Consider the following 23204-nt stretch of genomic DNA (forward strand, 5'->3'; position numbering starts at 1 on the left):
CCTCAACTTCTGCCCTGTGGGGAATCGGCCCGCCGCGGCGGGCCGGTTTCATTGCACAGACAAACTAGCAAGGACGACACCGGTATTGCCTTGCGCGGCCGACGTGTTCACCGCGACGGTTCACCGCAACCGGGCGCGCTGCCCGGCATCGGCGAAACCCAGTTCCAGCCGTATCGGCAGTTCGCCGACGTCGAGAGCCCGGCGCAGACGTGGTACCGCTTCCTCGTGGATCCGGTCGCGCAGCCGAGGGATATCGGCGCCGGGCTCGGCGGTGACCACCAGATGGAGTTCGGGGGTCGCGCGGGGGCCCGCCAGCCAGGCGTCCGCTGTGCGAACCTCACCGTAGGACTCGATATCGGCGGCCACCGCGGTTGCCGCGGTGCGCGACGACAACACCGTCCGCCCGGCGGACCCGTCGGCCTCCATCCGCCACGACACCGGTCTCGGCATCCGGAACAGCTGTGCCATCAGCCAGCGTAGGCAGAGCAGGCCCAGCACCGTGGCGCCCGTGATCACGAGCCAGAACACCCAGTCCGCTGGGGCCGCGGTCCCCGGAACCAGGGGTGTGTCCGTGTCCACCCAGCCCGGCCATCCCGAGTAGGCGGCGAGGGCGTACGCGCCGGCGGCCAGTAGTGCGATCCCGAGTAATGCGAGCAGTAGGCGATTCAGTCGGGCCGGGCGGTTCGCATATGTCATCCGGGCTCTCCCATTCAGGATCTGTTGTCGAAGACTCTCGGCCCCTGCGGCTCCGGCGTCACCTGCTCGTCTCGGTCGCTCATGGTGCCGACTGGTTCACGGGGCCGGCGTGGCGAGCACAGTGGCACGCCGGCCGCCGGATACCTTCCCGGGGCCCTTCACTCGCACCTGCACGCGCCCTACCGGCCGGCCGAGTTCCTGGACCCGGTTGCTCAGGACCGCACAGACTTCGTCCGCGATCTCCGTATGCCCGCGATGGCGATCGGTATCGACGACGGCCCGGACCGCACCACGCCGGAGGGTGATCCGCGCCGAGTTCACTCCGTCCACTGTTTTCGCGTCACCGCGCAGCAGTGCCCGCAGCTCACCGGTGGGCACCCCGGCGTCCATATCGTCGTCGGTGCGCAACGGCAGCACCCTGGGCCGGCCGGGCAGTATCGCCGTCAGCAGCAGCAGCGCGCCCGCGACGAGCAGTAACGCAGCGGCCACCAGAACCGGCCATTCGCCCCAGGTGGTCGCGTGCAGTTCGCGCGCGACAGTGTCGTAGGAGAGATATTCGGGCGCACCCGCCCAGCGTTGCGCCAGCGAGACGATGACCGCGACGCATACGGCGATCAGTACCAGCGCGACCAGGACGGCGGGTAGCGTGCGCCGGGATCTGCGGATCACCGCACTCTCCCGGCCGGTGCCGCGCCGGCGGTCAGTTCGGTCACCACGATATCGACCCGGGAGATATCGAGCCCGGTCAATTCCCGGGTGCGCCGCAGCAGATGATCACGGCAGATATCGGTGACCCGGCCCACCGGCTCCGGATAGCGCACGGGGAGCCGGATGTCGAGGGCGGCCCGGTCCCCGGAGATATCGGCGTCGGCCTGGACCGGCTCGGCGACTCCGGGGACCTCGCGGGCGGCCTGTGCGGCGATCCGGCGGACGGCCCGGCTGCTGACCGTCGTCACACCCGGGAGGTCGGTGCGCACCGCGGTCACCGCCGGCTCCTGTTCTGCTGCGTCGATCGCAGCACCGCGCCCAGGTCGAGTTCACCGTCGAGCCACCGGCCGGCCAGCAGCCCGACGGCCGCGAATACCAGCACGATCAGGAATGCGCCGAAACCGCCGAAGGCGGCGGCGAAACCGAGCGCGAGACCGACCGCCAGACCTATCGATGTGGCATTCACCGTGTGCTCCTCTCCGCTGCGGCGGCCCGGCTCATTGCACCCGGCCGGTCTCGGTTTCGGGTTCGTCGTCGTCACCGGGGATGAAGACGTCGTTGACGTTGATATTCACCTCGACGACCTCGAGTCCGGTCATCTGCTCGATCGCGGTGATCACATTGCGCCGCACCAGCCGGGCGACCTCGGCGATCGCGACCCCGTACTCGACGACGATCTGCAGATCGACTGCTGCCTGGGTTTCGCCCACTTCCACCGAGACACCTTGACCGCTACTGGCCGAGGCGCCGGGGATCCGTTCCCGCAATGCGCCGAGCGCCCGGGCGGTGCCGCCGCCGAGATCGTGCACACCGCGGACCTCACGCGCCGCCAGCCCGGCCACCTTCTCCACGACGATATCGGCGATGGTGGTGGTGCCCTGGTCGGTCACCAGCGGGTTGGGTTTACGTGCCGTTGTTCCGGTCGCCTTGTCGGCGCCGCGGGCACCCGTATCGTTGCCGGTCTTCTCATCGGTCGGAGCGGTCATCTTCTGCCTCCTGATCTCCTCGGAATTCACAGTCTTCGTTTGTTCGACACCGGAACCGGGCGAATGTCACGCTCCGGCGCCGAGTTGATCGGCTCCTTCCCCGGCGACCGCTGCCGTATCGAGTTCGGTGACCACGAGCCGTAGCTCGGCCGGCTCCCATCGGGTGCCGGTCAGCACCGCGCGGACGGCTTCCCCGGCCCGTTTCAGCAGCGGCGGCAGTGGCAGTGCTGCGGATACGAGGCGTATCTCGACCACCTCCGCGCCGAGATCGACGGCGTATTTCCGGGTGTCCCAAGGCCAGGACTCCTTATCGCCGATGAGGGGCGCGGCCGGCCGGAGGCCGGGCACACTCTCCAGCGCGCCGAGGATGCGGTCGATGATCTGCTCGTCGGCCATCACAGCTCCGGTTCGATATCGAGGATGTGCACGCAGACCGCGTCCACCGGTTGTCCGGTGTGCTCGTCCACTTCCCGGGCCACGTGTTCCTGTACCGCGCGGCCGACCTCGGCGGCCGGCCCGTTCGACCGGACGGCGATATCGACGTGCACGATGAGGCCCGCGCCGGTAACCCGCACGCGCACACCTTCGGTGGGGGCGGGATCGGCATCGGTCCAGCGCTGCCTGCCCGCACGAGTGAGTACGGCCAGCAGGCCGCGCACACCCGGTTCCAGCCGCGCGACACCCGGCGTGCCGGCGGCGGCACGGGCGGCGACCGCGGCGATCACCGGAGGTGCCACGACCATCGAGAGCTTGCCGCCGGTCATTTCGGCCCCTCCGATCCGTCCGGTCCGGCCTCGGCGGGCAGCTCGTAGAGATCACCCACGTGGATATCGAGTCTGCGCAACGTCGTTCCGATGCGGTCGGGTAGCGCCGCGGCGACCCGGGCGCGTACGTCCGGCAGCACCTCGTCCAGCGTGACCGGACCGAACGGCACGGCGATCGTCAGCTCCACATCCACCGGCCCCGGGCCACCGGATTCGGCCGGGGCCTGCCGTACCCGGCAATTCCGTGCCCGGATACCGGGCACGGAATCGGCCGCATACCGCACGATCACCGCTATCGCCTGCTCGCTCACCTCGATCTCGCCGGTATGTGGGGTCGGTAGCTCCAGCATCCGCCCCCGCCGCGCGTCGGCGCGTACGGCCGACATGATGCGTCCGAGCAGGTCCGGTGGGGGTTCTTCGGGTTCGTCGATCAGCTCCCGGGTCGCCGCCCGCAGTGCCAGCAGGCTTTCCCGGGCGGCCCGGCAGTGCGGGCAGGCCGCTTCGTGCGCGTCGGAGTCCCCTTCGTCGAGGTGCTGCCACACCTGCTCCAGGTCCCGCCCGCACGGCAGGAGATGGTTGCGTTCGGTTGTTTCGTTCACCGCCATGGCGTCATCACCTCGGACAATTGGGCGCGCGCCCGCGCGATACGTCCGCGGACTGCCGTGCTGCTCACTCCGATGATCGACGCGATCTCGTCGTAGGCGAGTCCGTCCACTTCCCGCAGCAGCCAGCACGCGCGTTGTTCGGGGGTCAGCTCCTGTAGCGCCGCGTTCAGGGCGGCGAGTTGCGTGCTCACCTGTACCGCGTGCTCGGGCTGGGTATCCGTGCGCGCCGATTCGGTGGCTTCGGGGTCGAGTTCGGCGTGGGGCCGCCGGGTGCGGATCACGTTCAGGCAGCGGTTGGTCGTCATCCGGTACATCCAGCCGACGAATGCGGCGTCGTCGGCGAGCTGATTCAAATGCCGCCATGCCTTCAGGAAAACCTCCTGGACCACGTCTTCGGCCTCACCACGATCGGCCAGCATCTTCGAAGCCAGCCGGAACATCCGGGCCTGATAGCGCACCACCAAGACCTCGTAGGCGCGGACGTCGCCGTCGCGGGCCCGGCTCACCAGGGTGGCGTCGTCGGGACCTGCCTCCGGTGCCGATTCGATCGTGGTCATCTCACCTCCTCCACCGCTCATGGGTAGGACACCGCGGGCGGGAGATCGTCACGCCGATTGCCGAAGAATTTTCGTGGTGTGGCCGAGAGCAGGACGGATGCGCCGTGTGACCGTTGTCACCCGGCCTGCCCCGTGCGGTTCACCGGTCGACCGGGTCGTTATGACCGAGCGCTCTCGGATAACGGAACGACACGGAAGGCTTTGCCCATGGATCACCGAAATGTCCCGAGTGCCCGACATCCGGCGCCCCGGTATCACCGGACCGTCCGGATCGCCGGGATGGAATGGGTGACCGCACTGCTGGCCCTGGCCATGTGCCTGCTGTTCGCCACGGGAATCGCCATGCTGACGCATTCACTGGTGACCACGGCCGCCGCCACGGCCGGTATCGGCGTGGGGCTGGTGGCAGTGTCGAGGATCCTGCGGGCGGGGCGATAACGGTCCGGCCGCTGTGAACTGACAAGGTCGCAGCCATCGTCACTCCTCGCGTCGGTGAAATCGGCACGGCCCGGTGTCGACGGGCGCACGGAACGCTACGGTCCGGGGTCGCGGTGGGTCTTCACACGTTTCGGATGAGAACTGCGGCCGAGTGGGGGTATCACACGTAGCGCTGCAGTGCCGGATGCCGGTCCGGCGTTCGGCGGGGGTTCAGGGGCGCGGTGCCGTCGCCCGGATACCGGCGAGCACCACGGCGACGATGCGCTCCGCATCCGCGCGAGTGAACGGGCGCATACCGCGGTCGACGATGAGGTGCACCGGGCCGGAGATCATCTCGCCCAGGAAGGAACTGTCCACCGGTGGGAGTTCGCCGCGGTCGACGGCGGTGTCGATACGTCGCCGCAATGCGGCCACCCGCTGATCGAGGACTTTGGTGAGTGCTTCGACGGTCGAGTTCTGGCGGGCGGGCTGGACGGCCTGTGCGAGGGTCCGGCCGAACGGCGTCTCGAGGCCGCCGGCGAGTGCCAGCGCGAAGTCCACCAGATCGCGATCGATATCGCCGGTATCGGCGACCGAGGCGAGATTTTCGGCGTAGCGCAGCAGGGCTTCGACGACCAGCTCTTCGCGATCGGGCCAGTTGCGGTAGACGCTGGTCTTGTTCACACCGGCGAGTTCGGCGACCTCTTCGTACCGGAAGCCGGCGATACCGTCGCGCGCGACGAGTTCGGCGGTCGCGGCGAGGATCTGCGCGCGCACCCGGGCGTTGCGGCCGCCGGGGCGCCGTGTGGGCGGCCGGTCGGCGGTCGGTTCGGCCATCGCTCACCTCATGTTCTCTGCTCGGGTGCCGATTGTCGCCAGGTGCGGCGTTGCGGTGCAAGCCGATCGTAGCTACTCTAAAAGCAACAGATTGTTTCTTTTAGTGGGGTCGTTGCGAAACGCCCCGCCGAACTGCCCTGTGGGCTCGCCGCGCGAACTGCCGTCGATTCGCCACCCACCTCAGCAAACCTGGAGCGCACACGTGAACATCCTCGTCTCCGGAGCCGGTATCGCCGGGCTCGCCTGCGCACTCGAGCTCGGCGTCCGCGGCCACGACATCACCGTCGTCGAATATGCCCGCGAGCTCCGGCTCACCGGTACGCCCATCGATATCCGCGGCGATGCGATCGAGGTCGCGGACACGATGGGACTGCTCGCACAGATTCGCGAGCGGCGGGTCCGGATGTCGGAACTCACCCGGTTCGTCGACAGCCGGGGCGAACCGATCGCGCGGATCCCGCTGGCGGAGATCAACGACTCCGACGACGATATCGAGCTTCTCCGTGCGGACCTGGTCCGAATTCTCGCCGATGCGCTGCCCGATACTGCGGTGATCCGGTTCGGCGAATCGATCGAAACGCTCACCCCCGGGGACGAGGGTGTCGCGGTGGGTTTCGCATCGGGCCGCACTGGACGATACGACCTGGTGATCGGCGCCGACGGCCAGTATTCCGCGGTACGCAGGCTGGTGTTCGGTCCCGAGGACGACTACCTCCGGCATCTCGGCGTCTACTTCGCCCTCGCCGATCTTCCCGGCGAGGCGCACAGCGAAAACACCAACTCGATCTACAACGTCCCGGGCCGCATGGCGGGAGTATTCCGGTATCAGGGCAAGGCCGTGGCGAACTTCCAATTCCGCTCGGAACCGATCGACTACGACCACCACGACCCGGCCGCCCAGAAGAAGATCCTGCTCGATGCCTTCGCGGGCCACCGGTCGTGGCGGATCCCGGAGCTGCTCGATGCGGCCTGCGCCGACCCCGCTTTCTATTTCACCGCCGCGAGCCAGATCCACCTGCCGTCCTGGCATCGCGGCCGTGTCGTCCTCGTCGGCGATGCGGGGTACAGCCCGGCCTATCTGTCCGGCCGCGGCACCTCACTCGCGCTCACCGGCGCCCGCTTCCTCGCCGAAGAACTCGAACGGGGTGGTGAGCACACCACCGCGTTCGCGCGGTACGAAGCCCGGCAGCGTCCCTATGTCACCTTCGCGCAGGACCGTGTCGGCAGTGGTCGCGACCGAATAGTGCCGCCCACCTGGGCGGCCATCGCCGCCCGGAACAAGGCGCTGCAAACGCCCGGCGCCGGCGCGTACTGAACCCCGCAATGTGCCGGCTCCCGGAAAACATCCTGTCCCATGACCCGCAGTGGCACTGCTCGCCCCGACTGCACCCCAACGCGCTGAGAGATGCACAGTGACAGACACTTTGGATAACGCCGTCCGCGGCGGGCGAGAGCACCGCTGGAGTACGCGGCTCGTCCTCTGGGCGGCCGTGCTCACTCTCGCCAACGTCCTGGCCGATGTGGCCGTGGGCTCGCCGATGATGGTCCTGCCCCAGTTGCTGGAGCATTTCGACACCGGTCAGGCCGCGTGGCTGAACGCGAGTGCGATGCTCGCCGGGGCGATCTGGTCGCCGCTGCTCGCGAAGAGTTCCGATATCTTCGGAAAGCGCCGGGTACTCATCGGCACGCTGCTCCTGGCCTGCGCCGGGGCGCTGATCTGCCTTGTCGCCCCGAATATCTGGATATTTCTCATCGGGCGCTTCCTGCAAGGTGCCGCATTCGCCGCGGTGTTCTTGACCGTGGCACTCACCCGCGAGATCTGCACCCCACGAGTGGCGATGGCCGTGGTCGGGCTCGTGACCTCCGGTTCGTCGGTCGTCGGGATCCTCGAACCGTTCCTGATGCAGCCGGTCATCGATGCGTTCGGCTACCGGAGCGTATTCGTCACCGCGGCGCTGCTCGCCGCCGCCGCGGCGCTCAGCGTGCGAACCGTCATCCCGGAATCGCCGATCCGGGGCACCGGACGGATCGACCTGGTCGGCGCGCTCCTGCTCGGTGGCGGCCTCGGCGCGGTGCTCGCCTACATCAGCCTCGGGCGAGACCTCGGCTGGCTGTCCGCAGGCATGATCGCGCTGCTCGCCGCCGGTGCCGCCGCACTGGCGGGCTGGGCGCATCTCGCGCTGCGGGCCGACGATCCGCTCATCGATATCCGGGCGCTCAGCCGCCCGATCCTGCTGACATTGCTGGCCGTGGTGCTGGCAGCGGGGTCTTTCCGGAGCATGCTGCAACTGACCAGCCTCATCGCCCAGGTGCCGCCCGGTCTCGGGCTCGGTTACGGGCTGGGTGACGGCGAGACGGTCGCAGTGCTGCTCGCCACCCCCAACCTCGGCATCGTGATCGGCGGTATAGGCGCTGGATGGCTGGCGGGCCGGTTCGGTCCCGCGCTGCCCCTGGCCGGCGGTATCGCTGTCGGAGCACTGGCGACCTTCGCGATGCTGGCAGGCGTATCGGTGCTTCCACTGGCAATCGCCTGCGGTGCCATGGTCGGCATCGCCGCCGGCGCGATCGGCGCCTCCGGATACAACCTGGCGACCGGGATCGCCGCGCCCGAGCGGCACGGCACGTTTGCCGGACTGGTATCGGTGATGATGGCGCTCGGCTCGGTCGTCTTCAGCTTCGCCGGCAACGCAGTGCTCGAGGCGACCCGGGTTCCCGGGATCACGGCGGACGGTGCCCCGGTGAGCACGGCAACCGGCGTGCACCTCTACGTCGCGATGGCGGGCGTGCTCTTCGTCCTGGCTGCCGTACCCGCAATCATGCTGGTACGCAGCCGGACTGCCGCGCCGGTAACGGAAACCCCCACACAGAGCAGTCCCCGGTAGTCTCCATCGGATTCCCGAACCTCAGTCGTCGCTGACTGTTCCGGATTCCGATTGGCTTGCCGGGGGCCTGGCCGGACCTTCGAGGGATGTCACCGCGATTCTCCGAACGTCTTCGTCGAACCCGTCACATTCTTCGTTGTTCCGGTGTATCTCCAGTCTCCTCCGTATCGGCCGCCAGTCAAGACCTGCACCGCAGGTAGTGGCACTGTTCTGCCCCGGCCGGGGGTGGATACGCGATATGTCAGCGCAGTGCCGCGGTGGCAGCGCTGTACATGGTTGTCTTGATGGCGGCCAGTGTTCCGGGGTTCTTGCCGAGCAGGGGAGTGAGCCGGTCCACGGCGCTGGTGAGGACATCGGCTTCGGCGGCGGTGGCGTCGACGAGTCCGGCGGCCAGGGCCTCCTGGCCGCCGAAGCGGTGGCCGGTGGTCATGGCGGTCACCGCGGTCTGGGGGCTGAGTTTGGCCTGGATGAGCGCGGCCATACCGGGGGTGAAGGGGATATTGATATCGACTTCGGGGAAACAGTAGTAGCCGCGGTCGTCGCGCATGACGCGGTAATCGTGGGCGATGGCCAGCATGGCGCCGGCGCCGAACGCGTGGCCGTTGACGGCGGTGACGGTGGGCAGGGGGAAAGTGAGAATTCGGGCGAACAGTTCCTGGACGCGGGCGACATACCATTCGGTGCGGTCGCCGTTGGCCATCAGCCAGTCCAGGTCCAGGCCGTTGGAGTAGAACTTCCCGCTCCCGGTGGTGATCAGGCCCTGGGCATCACTTTCGACGGTGTCGAGGTGAGCGTTGACCGCGTCGAGCCAGTCCGGTGCAAAGCGGTTCTCGTCGTCGCCGAGGGTCAGTACGGCGATTTTGTCCTGGTAGTGCAGGGTCGTGGCCATGGGGTTGCCTTTCACTTCGTCGTGGTCGGGGTGGTGTCGCGGCGGGGCAGCAGGGGTTCCGCAAGAATCGCGCGGACTGCGGCTGCCAGGCGGCGGCGTACTGCGGGATCGGGTTTTCGTCGACCGCGTAGCAATAGTGCGGTGGGAAGCTCCACCACGCAGTCGCGGATGACGGTGACGGCTTCGCGGTCGGCTCGGTCGAATACGCCGCGTGCCAATGCGGTGAACAGTTCGCTCAGGGATAGATCGAGCCGGCGCATCTCCCCGGCGATATCGTCGGGGATCTCGCCGGAACCGAGCAATTCCTGCCGGGGCACGATCAGCAGGAAATGTCCCGAAACCGGTTGCCGCAACAAGAATTCGGCCGGGGCGTCAGCTGCCGCGACGACCGCGTCGACGACATTCTCGGAGGACGCCCCCGCAGCCAGTGCGCGGTCGACCGCCACCCGCTGCACATCGAGGAATCGCTGTGCAGCACGCAACCAGACCCGGCCCATCAGGCCGGGGCGCGAGCCGAACGCGTGATAGATCGCCCCATTGGATACCGAGGTGGCCTCGGACAGTGCCCGGACGGTGACCGCGGCAGGACCGGAATCCACGGCCATCCGCTCGGCGGCATCCAGTAACTGCTCGAGGTCGTGTGTTCGGGGGCGGGGCACGATCGCAGCATAACAGAGCACCTGCTCTGTAACTGGGTCATGGATGCACTGCGGATGCCTTACCGCACGGAAAAGGGTGTTTCGCTCGGCTCGGGGTATAGCTGGTCGCGTCGGTGACCACGAAGGCCGGAAGCTGTCGACTATTCCGGGATCAGGTCCTTACGCGGGTCGACTCCGAAGTGCTCGGCGAGCTCGGTGATCGAGGCGTGTGCGCCCTGGATGCTCACCGAGAGGACGAACGGCTCGTCGTCGACCTGCAGAACGTCTCCCGACAGTCGCTGCCACAGCGGGTTGGCTTCGTAGGAGGCCTGCTGATCGCGGCTGGAATCGCCTTCGTCGCCCGGTGGGGTGTAGGCGGAGACCATGACGATGCCCGCGTCTGCCTTCAAGATCTGTTCCATCGACAGTGGTGTGAAAATGCTGTCGGTGGTGTCGGGAGCGCCGGCCGGGCGCGGAATACCCATATCGGTCATGATCTCGCCGATGAACGAGTTGCTCGAATACAGTCGCGCAGTGTCCTCACCGGCGAAGCGAACCAGTGAGTACGTGACATCGGGTTTCCGGGCCCGGATCTGGTCGCCGACCGCGGCCGCGCGCTCCTCGTAGGAGGTGATCAGCTCTTCGGCCCGGTCCTTACGGCCCAGCGCCTCGCCGAGCAGAACGATGTTCTGCTTCCAGGTCGGTCCGGTGGACTCGGAGAACACGGTGGGCGCAATTTTGGTCAGCTGATCGTAGAGCGATTCGTGCCGCACCTTCGCCGAAACGATGAGGTCGGGTTCGAGCTCCAGGATCTGTTCCAGGTTCGGCTCGGCCGTCGTACCGACATTGACGGAATCGGCAACCTTGTCGTCGATATCGCCCAGGTACTCCGGGAACGGATTGCCCGGGTCCGCGCGGTACTGGACGTAGCCGACGAGGGGAACGCCGAGCAGCAGCGCCGCATCGGCGTAGCTGGGGTCCAGTGCGACAACCCTTTCCGGCGGGCTGTCGATGGTCGTGACGCCCATGGCGTGCTCGACCGAAATCGCGGCGCCGCTCCCGGCGGCCGGCCCCGGGTCCGTCTCGCCGGAACCACTGCAACCGCCCGCGAACACCAGGCCGCATGCCATGAGAGAAATCAGTGATCGCCGCGCGATCGATCGAGTGGACGTTCCTCTCATGAGGTGACCTTTCATCCGGGCCGGGCTGTAGGAAGTAGCCGAATAAGGATAGGCTGCCCAACGTAGGATGACCTTAGCAAGGAGTACCGAGATGCCGATACCGCATGCGCGAGCGCACCGGTGCTGAAGGACACCACCGCGGGTCCGCCCGACTCCCCGGAGACCACCGCGCCTGCGCCGGGAAACAGGCTCCGATCCACAAGTTCACCGCTGGTCATGATCGCTGTACCGATCGCCGCCGTGCTGGCGGCGATTCTGCTGAGCGTCTGCGTCGGCAGCAGTCCCTCGAATCCGGCCGAGGCGTGGCATGCGATCTTCACCCCCACCGGAACCGATATGGACGTGACGATCCGCGAACTCCGCTGGCCCCGCACTCTCATCGGAATCGCTGCCGGAGCCTGCCTGGGAGTCGCCGGAATCCTGACCCAGGGGCATACGCGCAACGCTGTCGCCGAACCGGGTCTGCTCGGTATCAATCAGGGTGCGGCACTCGCGATAGTCGCCGCGACCTTCCTGCTCGGTGGCCTCCCCGTCCACGCCGAAGCCGGCCTGGCCTTCGCCGGTGCCCTGGCGGCCAGCGTGGTGGTATTCGCGGTCGGCACCGCCGCCCGGCACGGGGCGACGCCGGTCACCCTGGTGCTGGCCGGTGCGGCCGTCGCCGCCCTCTGCGGTGGCCTGGTCACCGGACTGGCGCTGCTGGACAGCGCATCCCTGGACACCCTGCGTTTCTGGCAGGTCGGCTCATTGGCGGCGCGCCCGCACACGATCGAAGCGATGTGGCCGTTCGTGGCTGCCGGGTTGCTGCTCGCCGTGCTGAACATCGGTGCGCTCAATACGCTGGCGCTCGGCGAGGATACGGCGCGGTCACTGGGCACCTCGATACCGCTCGCCCGGTGTGCCGGTATCGCCGCGATCACCCTGCTCGCCGGATCCGCCGTCACCATGGCGGGCCCGATCGCCTTCGCTGGACTGCTGGTGCCACATATCGCCAGGGCTCTCGTCGGCGCCGACTACCGGCGTTCGGTACCCGCGGCGGCCGCGTTCGGGATCGTGCTGGTCCTGTTGGCCGATACCGTCGGCCGGGTCATCGCGCGGCCGGGTGAGCTGTCGGTGGGGGTGGTGCTCGCGGTGATCGGGGCGCCGTTCTTCGTACTTCTCGCCCGCCGCCGGCGGCTGGTGACCGTATGAGCGGCGCGGCCCCGAACCTCCTCGCCCCCACACGTGTTGCCCGGTGGGGGCCGGTCTCCGTGCGTATCGCACCGCGCGCGCTGACAGTGGGTGTCTCGCTGTTCCTGCTCGTTCTGGCCGCCGCTGCGATCCATGTGGCCAACGGTGGTTCCGCGTTACCCTTCGACGAGGTCGTCCGGGCGTTGCTCGGCGACGATTCGAATACGCGGGTCCATCTCGCCGTGACGGAATTCCGGGCGCCCCGCACCGTCGGGGCGATCATCGCGGGCGGCTGCCTGGCCATGGCGGGAGCAATCACCCAGACCGTCGCCCGCAATCCCCTCGCCAGCCCCGATATCCTCGGCGTCACCGCCGGTGCATCGCTCGGCGCCGTCTCGGTGCTGGTGCTGGCCGGTGGCGGGGCAGCGGGATTGAGCGGTATCGCCGCGGAGATCGGATTACCGGTTGCCGCGTTCACCGGCGGCGTGCTGACCGGGGTGGTGGTGTACCTGCTCGCCCGGTCCGGGACTCTCGACAGCTACCGCCTCGTACTCGTCGGCCTCGGTATCAACGGACTGGCCGTGAGCCTGACGACATGGCTGCTGACGCTCGGCGATGTCACCAACGCGGCCCAGGCGCTGACCTGGATGTCCGGTTCGCTCAACGGTACGGACTGGCTACTGGTGCAGCCGATGGCCCTGCTGGCACTCGCACTGCTGGCCGGTGCGCTGCTGCTGGCGCAGCGACTGGTGCTGCTCACCATGGACGACGATATCGCGATCGGACTCGGCGTACGGATCGGCGGCCTCCGGCTGTCGGCGTTGATGCTCGCGACACTCCTGGCCTCCACCGGTGTCGTCGTCGCCGGGCCGCTCGTATTCGTCGCCCTGGCGAGCCCGCAGATCGCGCGCCTGCTCACCGGGGCGGCCGTCCCGCCGCTGTTCTTGTCCGGCCTGGTGGGCATGGTGTTCGTCCTGGTCGCCGATACCGTCGCCGCGAACGCGCTGGCGGTATCGCTGCCGGTGGGGGTGGTCACCGCGGTACTGGGCGGGCCCTATCTGATCTATCTCGTCCTGCGGAACCAGAGGAGGCTTACGTGAGTCGTCCGGCCACGGAATCCGTACTGCGCACGGAGAACCTCACCCTTGGCTACGGCGGCGCCGACGTCGTCACCGATATGACCTTCGACGTCCCGGCCGGGTCGGTGACCTCGATCATCGGCCCCAACGGCTGCGGCAAATCGACCTTGCTGCGCGGCCTCGGCCGCCTCATCGCCCCCCGCTCCGGCCGAGTGCTGCTCGACGGCGTGCCCATCGGCAGCCAACCCACCCGGCAGGTCGCCCGCCGCATCAGCATCCTGCCCCAATCGCCCGCCGCCCCACCTGGTCTCACCGTCGCCGATCTCGTCTCCCGCGGCCGCCATCCCCGGCAGCGGTGGTACGAGCAGTTCTCCGTCCTCGACGAGAAGACACTCCGGCACGCCCTGAACAGCACCGGCATCCTCGACCTGGCCGGCACCCGGCTCGAAGAACTCTCCGGCGGGCAACGTCAGCGCGCCTGGATATCCATGACCCTCGCCCAGGAAACCGGCATCATGTTGCTGGACGAGCCGACAACCTACCTGGACCTCGCACATCAGGTGGAACTGCTGGAACTGATCGTGCGCATGAACCGCGAACACCACCGCACCGTCGTCATGGTGCTCCACGACATCTCCCTCGCCGCCCGCTACAGCGATCACCTCGTGGCGATGAAATCCGGTGCCATCGTGACCCAGGGCCCGCCCGCAGAAGTCGTGCGCCCGGAGATCCTGCACGACGTATTCGGGCTCACCGCCCAAGTGATCACCGAACCCATCCACGGCCGCCCGCACGTCATTCCCCTGGGGGCGGTGCCGCCGGGAGCCTGACTCCCGCCGGAATCCTCCCGTCGATGCGCCGCGAACACTGCACGTCGTCCGTTTCGGCGAGGAGGAGGTCATATCTCGGGGCGCGGAATCCGGTCGTGTGCGCTGGGGCACGGTGTGGGTCTGCGCACTGTGCAAGCTCTCGATCCGGCAGTACGCTGAACGAGTTATACGGAGCCGTATAACACGAGGAGGTCGCCATGGCACTTCCACCGGGGCAACGCGCCGTCGATGGATTCCCACGCTTCGGCACACACCTGCATCATCCGCCGCCGCCGGTACCCGAGAACCCGGTGATCGAACTCGTCGGCGCCCTCACCGAGTCGCGCACCCTGCCGGTGGCCGATCTCGCCACTCTGCCGAGGCGGGAGATCGAAGCCGATTTCCACTGCGTCGCGGGGTGGTCGGCAACGGGGTTGCGATGGGAAGGGGTTCCGTTCGAGACGCTCTACCGAACACAGGTCGAGCCGCTGCTCGAGCCCGGCGCGCAGATCAGTCATATCGCCTTCGAAGGTCTCGACGGCTTCCGGTCCGTCGTATCGTTCGACGACGCCGTGGCCGAAGACGTGCTCATCGCGGACCTCCTCGCCGGGCGGCCGCTCGACAGCGATCACGGCACTCCTGCACGGCTCGTCAGCCCTGGCCAGTATGGCTTCATCAATACAAAACACCTCTGCCGCATCGAATTCCACACTGCCGAGCCACCTGTTACCGACCGCTGGTCACCGCTTGCGTCGCATCCGCGAGCGCGGGTATGGCATGAAGAACGGCACCGCTACCTCCCCGGCCGTCTCGTGCGTCCTGTCTACCGTGCGCTGATCGGGCCGATCCGTGCGCTGAGCGCCCGCGGTAGTCACAACCGTCCGCGCTGACCGGCCACGGGGCCGTCCCATCGAGTACAAGAGCACAAGGGAATTCACCGCCCCGCTTGCCATCGGCGCCCGGAGTCGGCAAGGTGGCCCATCGTGCGGCGCCGGCTTCGTCATGGCGGGCGAGCACGGTCAAGCGGAGGGGTTAGTAGTGCTGACGGCGGAGTTACCCGGTGCGGTCGAGGTCTCGGAGAAAGAGCCGGAGCGCCGCGTCAGGTCATGGCCGGCTCCGGTGGCGGCCGTGCTGGGTGGTGCTGTGCTGCTGGGATGGCGTGCGGCCGAATACGGCAGCTGGATCGTCGACGATGCGGGCATCACCTTCGCGTATGCGCGCAGTGCCGCCGAGGGATTCGGGCCGGTGTTACAGCCCGGCGCCGAGCCGGTGGAAGGGTTCTCCAACCCGACCTGGCTTTTCGTGTTGATGGTGGGTAAATGGTGCGGTCTTTTCGACCGCGGTGCCTTGTTCGGCATCCCCGATTACGCCCTCTACCCGAAGGCGGTCGCGCTGATCTGCTGTATGGGGATCCTCGCCGCATGCTATGCCGCCGCCCGCCGGGTATCACGGTGGCCCGCCCTGGTCACCTTTGCGGCAGGCGCTGTCCTGGCATTGATCCCGTCCTTCGTGATCTGGTGCTTTTCCGGTCTGGAGAACGCCTTGTTCGCACTGACGGTCTGTGTTCTGGGTGTGCATCTGCTTCTGGCGGTGCTCGACGACCGATTGTGGACACCGGCGGTCGCGGTGACGGCCGGTGCGCTGGCCGCGTTCGCCGCGTTGACCCGTCCGGACGGCCTGATCTATCTGGCCGCATACCCGCTGATCTCGGTGATCCTGGTGCGGCGCGCGACCTGGCCCACCGCGCTCCGGTGCGGACTGTATTCCGGACTTGCGTTCGCGATTCCCTACGGGGCCTATCTGCTGTGGCGGATCACCGAGTTCGGCCGGTTCGTTCCGAATACCGCTGTCGCCAAACATCAGTCGCTGCCCTCCTTGTTCGACCTGGCCCGAGCAGGGGAGCTGGTGCAGTATGCGGGTGTTCCCGCGGTGCTGGCGGCCGTGGTGGTGGGTGGGCTCGCGTTGTGGCCGCCGAGCAGGTGGCGTGACGGCGCTGTCGCGCTGCTGGTGCCGCTGGTTCTGGCGGTGGTCGCCTACTGCGTACTGGAACCGGACTGGATGGCGCAATTCCGGTTCGCCACCCCGGCGTGGGCACTCGGTGCGGTCGTTCTCGTGCTGTCCGTCGGTCAGCTGGCGGCGCGGCTACGTAAACACGGACGGGCTCTGGTCGCGCTGGGCCTGATCGGTGCCGCGATCCCCTCCGGCTGTGCGTTCGCCGAACAATCCGCGGCATACAGTGCCGACGAGGATGTGCCCGTGTGCTGGATCGCCCTGCGATTCGGCCGCCTGTTCAACGGGTACGCGGATATCCTCCGTCTGCAGCACGGCACCCTGCTCACTCCCGATATGGGCGGAAGTGCGCTGACTTCGCGGTTGCAGCTGATCGATATGGCAGGTCTCACCCATACTCGAATGGCAGACATCATCGCCGGCAACGACCGCACCACCTTCGGCGACTATGTATTCGAGGAACTGCGGCCCACCTTCATCCATACGCACGGACCGTGGCTGGAGAACAACATCACCAGCGACGCCCGCGTCCTGCGCGACTACTACGTATTACAACGCTCCGAGGACCCCACCGTGCCGGACGAGGACTGGGTCCGTAAAGACGTTGTGCACGATCAGCACCAACTCGGGCAGCTGCGCGAGTATGCGGCTACAGCTATCCCACCGCTGGTCGAGAAGCAGCAGACGGTGGGCTGCGGACCGACGCTGCAACCGGGCCAGACGCTCGCCGGCTGAACTGCTCCGCGAGCGCGGGTCCGGCCGGTGTCGGCGGGCGGCTCGCGTGGTCTGCTGCCGCGCCGGAACCCCGGTCCGGAATGCCTACCGCGGAGTGTGTGTTGTGCGAGGAACGTATCCGGTGACGAAGGAGAGTCAGGTGAAGATCCGCTTCGGTATCGGGACCGGCTCGGATACCGAACCCGAGGAACTACCGGCCCTGGTGGATCGGCTGGAAGCCGCGGGCGTCGATTCGCTGTGGTTCTCCGAACTCGTCCATTCCTCGGCCGTCGACCCTTTCGTGGGTATGGCAGTCGCGCTCGCACGGACCGAACGTCTGAAGGTCGGCACGTCGGTGGCGATTCTGCCCGGCCGCCATCCGGTGCTCGTCGCCAAGCAGCTGGCGTCGCTGGCGTTGCTCGCGCCGAAACGGGTGCTGCCGGTGTTCGGGTTGAAGCCGGCACGGCCGAACGAGCTCGATCTGTTCCCGGTCACCGGCCGGCGCGGCAGCGTTTTCGACGAATCACTGGAGCTGCTGCGTGCGGTGCTCCGTACCGACGAAGTGGACTTCGACGGTGCACACTTCTCGGTGCGCGGCGCCGGGATCGGGAAACGCCCCGCCCGCCCACCCGATATCTGGCTCGGTGGGCGCGCACCTGCCGCGTTCCGCCGTATCGGCCGCTACGGCGATGGCTGGCTGGGCAGCTTCCTGACCCCGGCCGAAGCCGCTGCCGGAGTGTCCGCGATCAATACGGCAGCGGCCGCGGCCGGCCGTGAGATCGAGGCAGACCATTTCGGCATCACGCTGCTGATCGCGGAAGACGGCCTCCCGGACCAGTTGGCGGCGCAGCTCCGGCAGCAGCGGCCGGAAACCGACCCGGCGGACCTGGTGGCGGGCAGCTGGCCGGAGCTGCACCGATTGATCGACGACTACGTCGCGGCCGGACTCAGCAAGTTCGTGGTGGTACCCGCGGGTGGTGCGACGTCGAACGGTTTCCTGGATCGTTTCGCTGCCGAGCTGCTGCCGCGCGAGAACTGATCGGCACCTGTGCCGGCGAGTTTGCTGCTCGCCGGCACAGCGCGGAGAACCGATCGTTGGCCGAGGCCGCGACCGGGTGCAGGTTTCGTCTGCTCAGCAGGAGAAAAGCCGTAGTCCTGGGTAGGACTGGGGTATCGCATTGCCGCGCCACGTACCGCTCCGAAGAGTGATGTGTGCCGGTGGCCGGGATTCCTACCGTCGTTTCGTGACCACCGACGAAACGATAAGCCAAGTGCGCCGCCATCATTCGGAACCGGGAACCCGTCCGCGCTGGTGGCGCCGTCCCTGGATTCTCCCGTTGACGGCCGTAGCGGTGTTGTTCGTCGCGATCTCGTTACCCCGCTATCTGACCTTCGACCCCGCTCTGTCCAGAGTTCAGCAACCGGGCGTAGCTGTGCACTATCCGTTCCTGGTGGCGCACGTGATCTTCGGGTCCATCGCCATGCTGACCTGCTGTATCCAGGTATGGCCACGGTTTCGCCGGAAGTATCCGTCCGTACACCGGTACGCCGGGCGCATATACGTCCTGGCGGGTGTGCTGCCCGCCGGTGCAGCGGCGCTCGTCCTCGGTGCCACGACTCCCTTCGGGCCGGTCGCCATGGCGAGCAATCTGCTGCTCGCCGTCATCTGGCTCGGCTGCACGCTGCAGGGCTTCCGCGCAGCCCGGCAGCGCCGTTACGCCGACCACCGCCGGTGGATGATCCGCAGCTTCGCGCTCACCGTCTCGATCATCACCAACCGGGTGTGGGGTGTGCTGGTCGGTATCGCGCTGCAGCCGCAGCTCGACACCACCTTCCGTGGCAGCGAGGAACTGTTCGGTCAAGCCGTCGGCGGGACCGTGGCGTGGCTGGGCTGGACAGTGCCGCTGCTGATCGCGCAGTGGTGGCTCGAGCGCGGAAACTCGACCGGCAATGCCGGTACCTCCGGGAGTAGTGAGGCTCATGGGTCACCCGGTTACATGCGGTGATGGTCCACGCTGTTGCCAGTAGATCATTCTCCCGCTGATGTGGTGAAAATGTCGATATCACTCAACGCATCTTTCGCGCGGCCTCGCATATCGGGATTCGACAACATCTTCTGCAGCGCCGGAACGGCCCGCTCATCGATCTCGCCGTGAAGGCGAGCGATGTGCCCCAGTGCCAACACGGCTGCTCGCCGGATTGCCAAGCTGTTGTCTCCCAGCAGGTTCAGGGCGATCTCGGTGACCCATGGCCCACCCGGATCGTGCAGAGCAAGGCGTAGGATCGTCTCTACGACACTCTGCTCATCTCCTGTTTCGAGTTTCTCGAGCGCATCATTACGGTCGATCGGATCCAATGCCTGGTATTTCACCGAGGCTTTCCTTTCTTGTCTACAATGCCTGCATTCACCAAACCGTTTTGCTGTTCCTCGCTCAGCTGCTCCCATGTGCGTTTATGCCCATGATATATTCCGGTTTGGTCGAAAGTCATATCAAATATAGCAAATTCACCAGTAGTTGGATCGTATCCTACCCGTCGCGTGGTTTCATCGCTGAACCGCACAGAATTATCCAGGGTATGCTGGGGGTTCGTCGGTTCGGGTGCAGCCTTGCCTCTCTGTTTCGGTCCGTGTTTCGAGGATGGCTCGAATATCAGCGCCGGCTTAGAAATGATTGCGGCAAGTTCGGCAGTGATGGGTCCGACGTCGGGCAGCATATTGAATTCTTTGGTATCCCCGGCAGCTCCATCGGCGAGCATGACAAGACCCAGGACTTCGGCGAGTTCACTGATGGCGTAGGCATCCTCGATCGCCTTGAGGGTCCGCAGCACAAGGTTACCGACGGCGGTCGTACCGGCAGCGAGACTGCCGCCGAAACTGAGCCATGACACGGCAACTGAGATGCCGATCGTGATACCGATTTCGTAGAGGAGACCTTCGACTTCGGTTACAACGAGTTCGCTGACATCTATGGTGGCAGTGCGATAGTTGGTCACCAGTCCACCCATGTAGGGAGCCGATTCGACCAGCCTTTGGGCCCCCGCCTTCAAGGTTCCGAAATGGTCCGCGATCCGCTGTGCGGTGACAGGCTCATCCAGGCCGGCCAGTAAGTCGGCGATCGCTGCAATTCGGGAGGCGGCGTTGAGGACGGCCTGATGCTTGCCGAAGGTGTCCCACGTCGTGCCAGCGGTGGCGAGTTTGTCGATGTCTCCGTTGGGCAGTTTGCCGAATTTAGCGGTTACCTTCCAGACGAGTTCGTCGAAGAACGCGCCTACTCCGCCTCCGTCATGGCGCAGGCCGTTGCCGTTGTCGGCGACCGAGGTCGGGATCTGAACGTCGTGGACCGACATCTCAACGATGTAAGGCCGATCAGGTTGGCCGTTGTTCGCTTTTCCATGTATGTATCCGAGGGCGCGTAGCAGGTATCCGAAGTTGGTGAGTGCATCGGCGAGGTTGGTGCACAACTGCATGATTGCTTCTGCGTGTTTGTCGTACGCTTCGCCCCACTGCTTGCATCCGGGGGCGTCGCCCGCCATACCCGCGCATTGCCCCTTGACATCATCGTGAAGGGGCTTGTCCGCGATGCGAAGTTCAGCAGCGAGATCGAGGCATTTCTGCGCTGCGTCGTAGTAGGTATGCCAGTCGACCTCGTACTTTGGATCGCCCACTACTCCAGCAACTTCCGGTTGAACTCGATGGCACTGGTGTATTCGTCATATGCTTCGCGAGCGGCGGTGCTCATATCGGTCACCCCGGTCACGAATTCGCGCGCTCCTACCGACCACAGTGCGTGAGCGTCCCGATACGCGGCTGCGGCGACCGCTTCCCATACGCCGTCGATATTCGCGACCTTGTCGTCGATCAAATCGAGTTGCTCGGTGAGGTGGGACGCAAGGTCGGCCAGGTGGATTGCGAGTTGATCAAGGCGCGCGAGGTCGACTTTGAAAGCTGATTTCATAGATTCAGGCTCGAGATATGCTGTGATGTTGCGGAGTCGGTGGCCTCGTAAGTGTCCGACTGAACACCGAGTTTCTCGGCCATGCCATCCAACGCTTGCAGGATCTTCAATCCGCCGTCACGGAGTTCGGCCCAGCCGCCGAAGAATTCATCCGAACGATCGCCGTTCCAGCCGTCATCGAGCAGAGCATCTACCTCGATGCTGGCTGTTTCCAGTCCGGAGCGGAGATTCTGAGCTATATCGGCGACGAACTGCCCGACCGTTCGAACCTCTTCTGGCACAACAGTAATGCTGGAATATTGCGGTTCTCCCCCTGAATCAACCATGAACTCAAGGCTACGAGGGGCACTTGGTCCGCGCAACCTGTTCAAGTCCGGCATTACGCTGCGGGAGCCGTCATCGCCCCACTCAGAACCCGCTTGCCTCCTACTGGCCCACACCGCACCACGCGGCGAACCCGCGCAGACTCTCTGTACTCCGTGCTTCTTGCCGAGCCAGCACCCGGACGGTTTCGTGCACCATCGGGTGGTATCTGGTTTGGATCGGCGCGATCTTCCGTGCGGTGTTCAACGCGTCCAAGGTCTTGGCCCGGTCACCGTGTAGTAGGAACGCACGGGCAAGGTCGATATACAAGTGGCCGGCGCGGGACTTCGGGGTGTTCGGCGGGAGTATCAGGTTTTCGGCGCGTTTGATCGCTTTGGTTCCGTCGAGCATTTCCACGGCCAAGCCGACCGACCAGATGGCCGTATTCGTCCGGCCGAAGTTCATCACGGGATCATGAAAATCCGCGGTCCCGACTCGCGTGGCCGTCGACTGCGCCTCTGTCAGGTGGGCATCCGCGGCATCACGATTCCGCGAGCGGGCCGCAGCAAGACCGGACTGTAGATGCAGGGTTCCCCAGGAGATCTGGCTTTCGAGGTCGGTTGCGTCGATGTCCGACTCGAGATCACCCCGGCACTGGTCGAGGTAGGCCGTGGCCGTATTCCAATCACCCGCCGAGGTCAGCACCGAAGCCCGATGGAACTGCGCACAGGCTGTCCACAGACGCGACCCCGCCATCGAGGCCGCCCACGCCATACGCTCGACTGCCAGCGTGGCCAGATCGGTGTACCCGAGTTTGTGCGCCAGGCTCCGTGACGAGGTGTACAGCTCGCACAGCAACAGGAAACCTCGTTCCCGCTCCCGTCCCTGCGTGCCGTGGACCAGGGCGCGGACCTCGGTCAGCAGTGCGGGCAGATCGCTGGACAGCCGGTAGAAGTTCGTTTCCCGCCGATGTTTCCGAATCTGTTCGACCTGCGCTGCGATGGCTGCGAACGGTCGGACCACGATTTCGGGCGCCGGTAGATCGTGGGCCGCGAGCTCGACACGGATCACAGCGATACCTGCGGCGACGTCGCTCTGCTCGGTATTGGTTCGGGGATACGGCTGTCCCAGCAACTCGGCAGGCGCCACCTTCAGGGCTCGCGCACACGACGATACGAACGCCGCGCTCGCGGGCGCCCGACCCTGTTCGACCGCGCGCACCAAGGACACCGAGACATGCGCTTCGGTGGCAAGCCGCGGTTGTGACCAGCCGAGGATCTTCCGCATCTCCGCGACGCGCTGGCCGACGCCGATCTGTGTGCTCATGGCTTCCCATCCTGTGTCGTCTCGTGCCAACAGCATGACAAAAAGGCTTGGCAGTTCACAGAGCTCGCTTGATCGAACCTGAAACCAGCCTCGGGGCGGGGCTGGATCAGAGGCCCGCTCCGGGTGCCATCCATACATCGAAGACCGGGGATAGGGGAGCGTCATGAACAGCGAACTGCCGACCAGAGACCGAGGCGCGACCGACATCCCCAGCGGGGAACCCTGGATATCCCCGACCACCATCGGGCAGCTGGAGAACCTCCTGAAGGTAATGTGCCGGTGGGCCGAAGCCGCCGAGAAGCGCCATGTCTGACGGAAAACTCCGGGCTGCGGCGGTCGCGCTGATCCGTCTGGACATCCCGGCACGCGGTATCGACCTGGGGGAACTCGCCGCAAGGCACGGATACCGGCTGGTGTACGCGGTTAAGACCGATACCAGCCCCCTGCTCGCCATCTATGCGCTGGCCAGACATGCGGCCGAGACCGGAGCGGAAGCGGTGGTGGTGCCGAGCTTCGAACATGCCGACGACCTACGTCACCTCATCACCGAGAACGCTGCCTTGATCACGCCGATGCAGCTCTATCCGCGCGGCTATCGCTGGCCCGGTATGAGTTTCGAGCGAGGACAAAGTTGATGACGGCCGACACCGCACTTCTGTTACTGGTGCTCTCGCTGATCG

Annotated in this window: 30 protein-coding genes; 12 read left to right on the forward strand and 18 right to left on the reverse strand. The window is 66.4% G+C overall.

What is annotated here, in order from left to right:
* Positions 1-120: 120 nt before the first annotated feature.
* The 9 genes from ON22_RS31555 to ON22_RS31595 all read right to left on the reverse strand — a co-directional run bounded on the left by ON22_RS31555 (position 121) and on the right by ON22_RS31595 (position 4316).
* On the reverse strand, positions 121-696 hold the full coding sequence (locus ON22_RS31555; protein WP_033244788.1) for an Asp23/Gls24 family envelope stress response protein: 576 nt from the start codon (positions 694-696) through the stop codon (positions 121-123).
* Between the two features lie 96 nt (positions 697-792).
* Positions 793-1365, reverse strand: a complete 573-nt coding sequence (locus ON22_RS31560; RefSeq protein WP_033244789.1) for a DUF6286 domain-containing protein — start codon at positions 1363-1365, stop codon at positions 793-795.
* The gene (locus ON22_RS31565) at positions 1362-1682 is read right to left on the reverse strand and encodes an Asp23/Gls24 family envelope stress response protein (protein WP_033244790.1); all 321 of its coding nucleotides are present in this window, start codon (positions 1680-1682) and stop codon (positions 1362-1364) included. Before ON22_RS31565 ends, ON22_RS31560 begins: the two co-directional genes overlap by 4 nt.
* Complete coding sequence (locus ON22_RS31570) at positions 1679-1870, reverse strand: hypothetical protein (RefSeq protein WP_033244791.1); 192 nt, start codon at positions 1868-1870, stop codon at positions 1679-1681. The genes ON22_RS31565 and ON22_RS31570 overlap by 4 nt, the downstream gene beginning before the upstream one ends.
* Positions 1871-1901: 31 nt before the next feature.
* The gene (locus tag ON22_RS31575; protein WP_033245300.1) at positions 1902-2390 is read right to left on the reverse strand and encodes an Asp23/Gls24 family envelope stress response protein; all 489 of its coding nucleotides are present in this window, start codon (positions 2388-2390) and stop codon (positions 1902-1904) included.
* A 66-nt stretch (positions 2391-2456) separates the two neighbouring features.
* Positions 2457-2786 carry a hypothetical protein gene (locus tag ON22_RS31580; protein ID WP_033244792.1) on the reverse strand — a complete coding sequence of 110 codons (330 nt, stop codon included), beginning with the start codon at positions 2784-2786 and terminating at the stop codon, positions 2457-2459.
* Entirely contained in the window at positions 2786-3154 is a 369-nt protein-coding gene (locus ON22_RS31585) for an Asp23/Gls24 family envelope stress response protein (protein WP_033244793.1), read from the reverse strand. The genes ON22_RS31580 and ON22_RS31585 overlap by 1 nt, the downstream gene beginning before the upstream one ends.
* Positions 3151-3759: an Asp23/Gls24 family envelope stress response protein gene (locus ON22_RS31590; protein WP_033244794.1), complete on the reverse strand. Its 609-nt coding sequence runs from the start codon at positions 3757-3759 to the stop codon at positions 3151-3153. Before ON22_RS31590 ends, ON22_RS31585 begins: the two co-directional genes overlap by 4 nt.
* Positions 3750-4316 (reverse strand): RNA polymerase sigma factor, encoded by a 567-nt coding sequence (locus ON22_RS31595; protein ID WP_051158351.1) that lies wholly within the window; start codon positions 4314-4316, stop codon positions 3750-3752. The genes ON22_RS31590 and ON22_RS31595 overlap by 10 nt, the downstream gene beginning before the upstream one ends.
* A 279-nt stretch (positions 4317-4595) precedes the next feature.
* Between ON22_RS31595 and ON22_RS31600 the strand changes: the two genes are divergently transcribed.
* Positions 4596-4754 carry a hypothetical protein gene (locus ON22_RS31600; RefSeq protein ID WP_231508618.1) on the forward strand — a complete coding sequence of 53 codons (159 nt, stop codon included), beginning with the start codon at positions 4596-4598 and terminating at the stop codon, positions 4752-4754.
* A gap of 210 nt (positions 4755-4964) precedes the next feature.
* Here the strand turns inward: ON22_RS31600 and ON22_RS31605 are convergent, their stop codons facing one another.
* Complete coding sequence (locus ON22_RS31605) at positions 4965-5570, reverse strand: TetR/AcrR family transcriptional regulator (protein ID WP_033244796.1); 606 nt, start codon at positions 5568-5570, stop codon at positions 4965-4967.
* Between the two features lie 202 nt (positions 5571-5772).
* On the opposite strand from ON22_RS31605, the gene ON22_RS31610 reads away from it, so the two are divergent.
* Both ON22_RS31610 and ON22_RS31615 read left to right on the forward strand, forming a co-directional pair.
* Positions 5773-6885 (forward strand): FAD-dependent monooxygenase, encoded by a 1113-nt coding sequence (locus ON22_RS31610; RefSeq protein ID WP_033244797.1) that lies wholly within the window; start codon positions 5773-5775, stop codon positions 6883-6885.
* Between the two features lie 97 nt (positions 6886-6982).
* Complete coding sequence (locus ON22_RS31615) at positions 6983-8452, forward strand: MFS transporter (protein WP_033244798.1); 1470 nt, start codon at positions 6983-6985, stop codon at positions 8450-8452.
* Positions 8453-8693: 241 nt separating this feature from the next.
* Here the strand turns inward: ON22_RS31615 and ON22_RS31620 are convergent, their stop codons facing one another.
* The 3 genes from ON22_RS31620 to ON22_RS31630 all read right to left on the reverse strand — a co-directional run bounded on the left by ON22_RS31620 (position 8694) and on the right by ON22_RS31630 (position 11109).
* Positions 8694-9341: an enoyl-CoA hydratase-related protein gene (locus tag ON22_RS31620; protein ID WP_033244799.1), complete on the reverse strand. Its 648-nt coding sequence runs from the start codon at positions 9339-9341 to the stop codon at positions 8694-8696.
* Between the two features lie 11 nt (positions 9342-9352).
* Positions 9353-10000, reverse strand: a complete 648-nt coding sequence (locus ON22_RS31625; protein ID WP_051158352.1) for a TetR/AcrR family transcriptional regulator — start codon at positions 9998-10000, stop codon at positions 9353-9355.
* A 140-nt stretch (positions 10001-10140) separates the two neighbouring features.
* Complete coding sequence (locus ON22_RS31630) at positions 10141-11109, reverse strand: ABC transporter substrate-binding protein (protein WP_231508619.1); 969 nt, start codon at positions 11107-11109, stop codon at positions 10141-10143.
* A 267-nt stretch (positions 11110-11376) separates the two neighbouring features.
* On the opposite strand from ON22_RS31630, the gene ON22_RS31635 reads away from it, so the two are divergent.
* The 7 genes from ON22_RS31635 to ON22_RS31665 all read left to right on the forward strand — a co-directional run bounded on the left by ON22_RS31635 (position 11377) and on the right by ON22_RS31665 (position 18945).
* Complete coding sequence (locus ON22_RS31635) at positions 11377-12348, forward strand: FecCD family ABC transporter permease (RefSeq protein WP_033244801.1); 972 nt, start codon at positions 11377-11379, stop codon at positions 12346-12348.
* Positions 12345-13427: a FecCD family ABC transporter permease gene (locus ON22_RS37700; protein ID WP_033244802.1), complete on the forward strand. Its 1083-nt coding sequence runs from the start codon at positions 12345-12347 to the stop codon at positions 13425-13427. Before ON22_RS31635 ends, ON22_RS37700 begins: the two co-directional genes overlap by 4 nt.
* Positions 13424-14236 carry an ABC transporter ATP-binding protein gene (locus ON22_RS37705; protein WP_033244803.1) on the forward strand — a complete coding sequence of 271 codons (813 nt, stop codon included), beginning with the start codon at positions 13424-13426 and terminating at the stop codon, positions 14234-14236. The genes ON22_RS37700 and ON22_RS37705 overlap by 4 nt, the downstream gene beginning before the upstream one ends.
* Before the next feature lie 197 nt (positions 14237-14433).
* A complete protein-coding gene (locus ON22_RS31650) occupies positions 14434-15105 on the forward strand; it encodes a molybdopterin-dependent oxidoreductase (protein WP_033244804.1) in 672 nt (223 codons plus the stop codon).
* A 148-nt stretch (positions 15106-15253) separates the two neighbouring features.
* Complete coding sequence (locus ON22_RS31655; RefSeq protein WP_231508621.1) at positions 15254-16960, forward strand: hypothetical protein; 1707 nt, start codon at positions 15254-15256, stop codon at positions 16958-16960.
* 139 nt (positions 16961-17099) lie between these two features.
* On the forward strand, positions 17100-17978 hold the full coding sequence (locus ON22_RS31660; RefSeq protein ID WP_033244806.1) for a TIGR03854 family LLM class F420-dependent oxidoreductase: 879 nt from the start codon (positions 17100-17102) through the stop codon (positions 17976-17978).
* Between the two features lie 205 nt (positions 17979-18183).
* A complete protein-coding gene (locus tag ON22_RS31665) occupies positions 18184-18945 on the forward strand; it encodes a DUF2306 domain-containing protein (protein WP_063820696.1) in 762 nt (253 codons plus the stop codon).
* A gap of 23 nt (positions 18946-18968) precedes the next feature.
* Here ON22_RS31665 and ON22_RS31670 read toward each other — a convergent pair whose 3' ends face one another.
* From ON22_RS31670 to ON22_RS31695, 5 genes are all read right to left on the reverse strand, one after another.
* Positions 18969-19310 (reverse strand): hypothetical protein, encoded by a 342-nt coding sequence (locus ON22_RS31670; RefSeq protein ID WP_033244807.1) that lies wholly within the window; start codon positions 19308-19310, stop codon positions 18969-18971.
* On the reverse strand, positions 19307-20605 hold the full coding sequence (locus ON22_RS31680) for a hypothetical protein (RefSeq protein ID WP_051158339.1): 1299 nt from the start codon (positions 20603-20605) through the stop codon (positions 19307-19309). The genes ON22_RS31670 and ON22_RS31680 overlap by 4 nt, the downstream gene beginning before the upstream one ends.
* Entirely contained in the window at positions 20605-20895 is a 291-nt protein-coding gene (locus tag ON22_RS31685; RefSeq protein WP_033244808.1) for a WXG100 family type VII secretion target, read from the reverse strand. The genes ON22_RS31680 and ON22_RS31685 overlap by 1 nt, the downstream gene beginning before the upstream one ends.
* Positions 20892-21221, reverse strand: coding sequence for a WXG100 family type VII secretion target (locus tag ON22_RS31690; RefSeq protein ID WP_033244809.1), 330 nt, complete (start codon positions 21219-21221; stop codon positions 20892-20894). Before ON22_RS31690 ends, ON22_RS31685 begins: the two co-directional genes overlap by 4 nt.
* Positions 21222-21321: 100 nt before the next feature.
* Positions 21322-22524 carry a helix-turn-helix domain-containing protein gene (locus ON22_RS31695; RefSeq protein WP_033244810.1) on the reverse strand — a complete coding sequence of 401 codons (1203 nt, stop codon included), beginning with the start codon at positions 22522-22524 and terminating at the stop codon, positions 21322-21324.
* Positions 22525-22687: 163 nt separating this feature from the next.
* On the opposite strand from ON22_RS31695, the gene ON22_RS37040 reads away from it, so the two are divergent.
* Positions 22688-22837, forward strand: a complete 150-nt coding sequence (locus tag ON22_RS37040; RefSeq protein ID WP_157170454.1) for a hypothetical protein — start codon at positions 22688-22690, stop codon at positions 22835-22837.
* Positions 22830-23159, forward strand: a complete 330-nt coding sequence (locus ON22_RS31700; RefSeq protein ID WP_033244811.1) for a hypothetical protein — start codon at positions 22830-22832, stop codon at positions 23157-23159. The genes ON22_RS37040 and ON22_RS31700 overlap by 8 nt, the downstream gene beginning before the upstream one ends.
* Positions 23160-23204: the final 45 nt, after the last annotated feature.

The organism is Nocardia carnea NBRC 14403 (assembly GCF_000308515.1).
Classification (GTDB): domain Bacteria; phylum Actinomycetota; class Actinomycetes; order Mycobacteriales; family Mycobacteriaceae; genus Nocardia; species Nocardia carnea.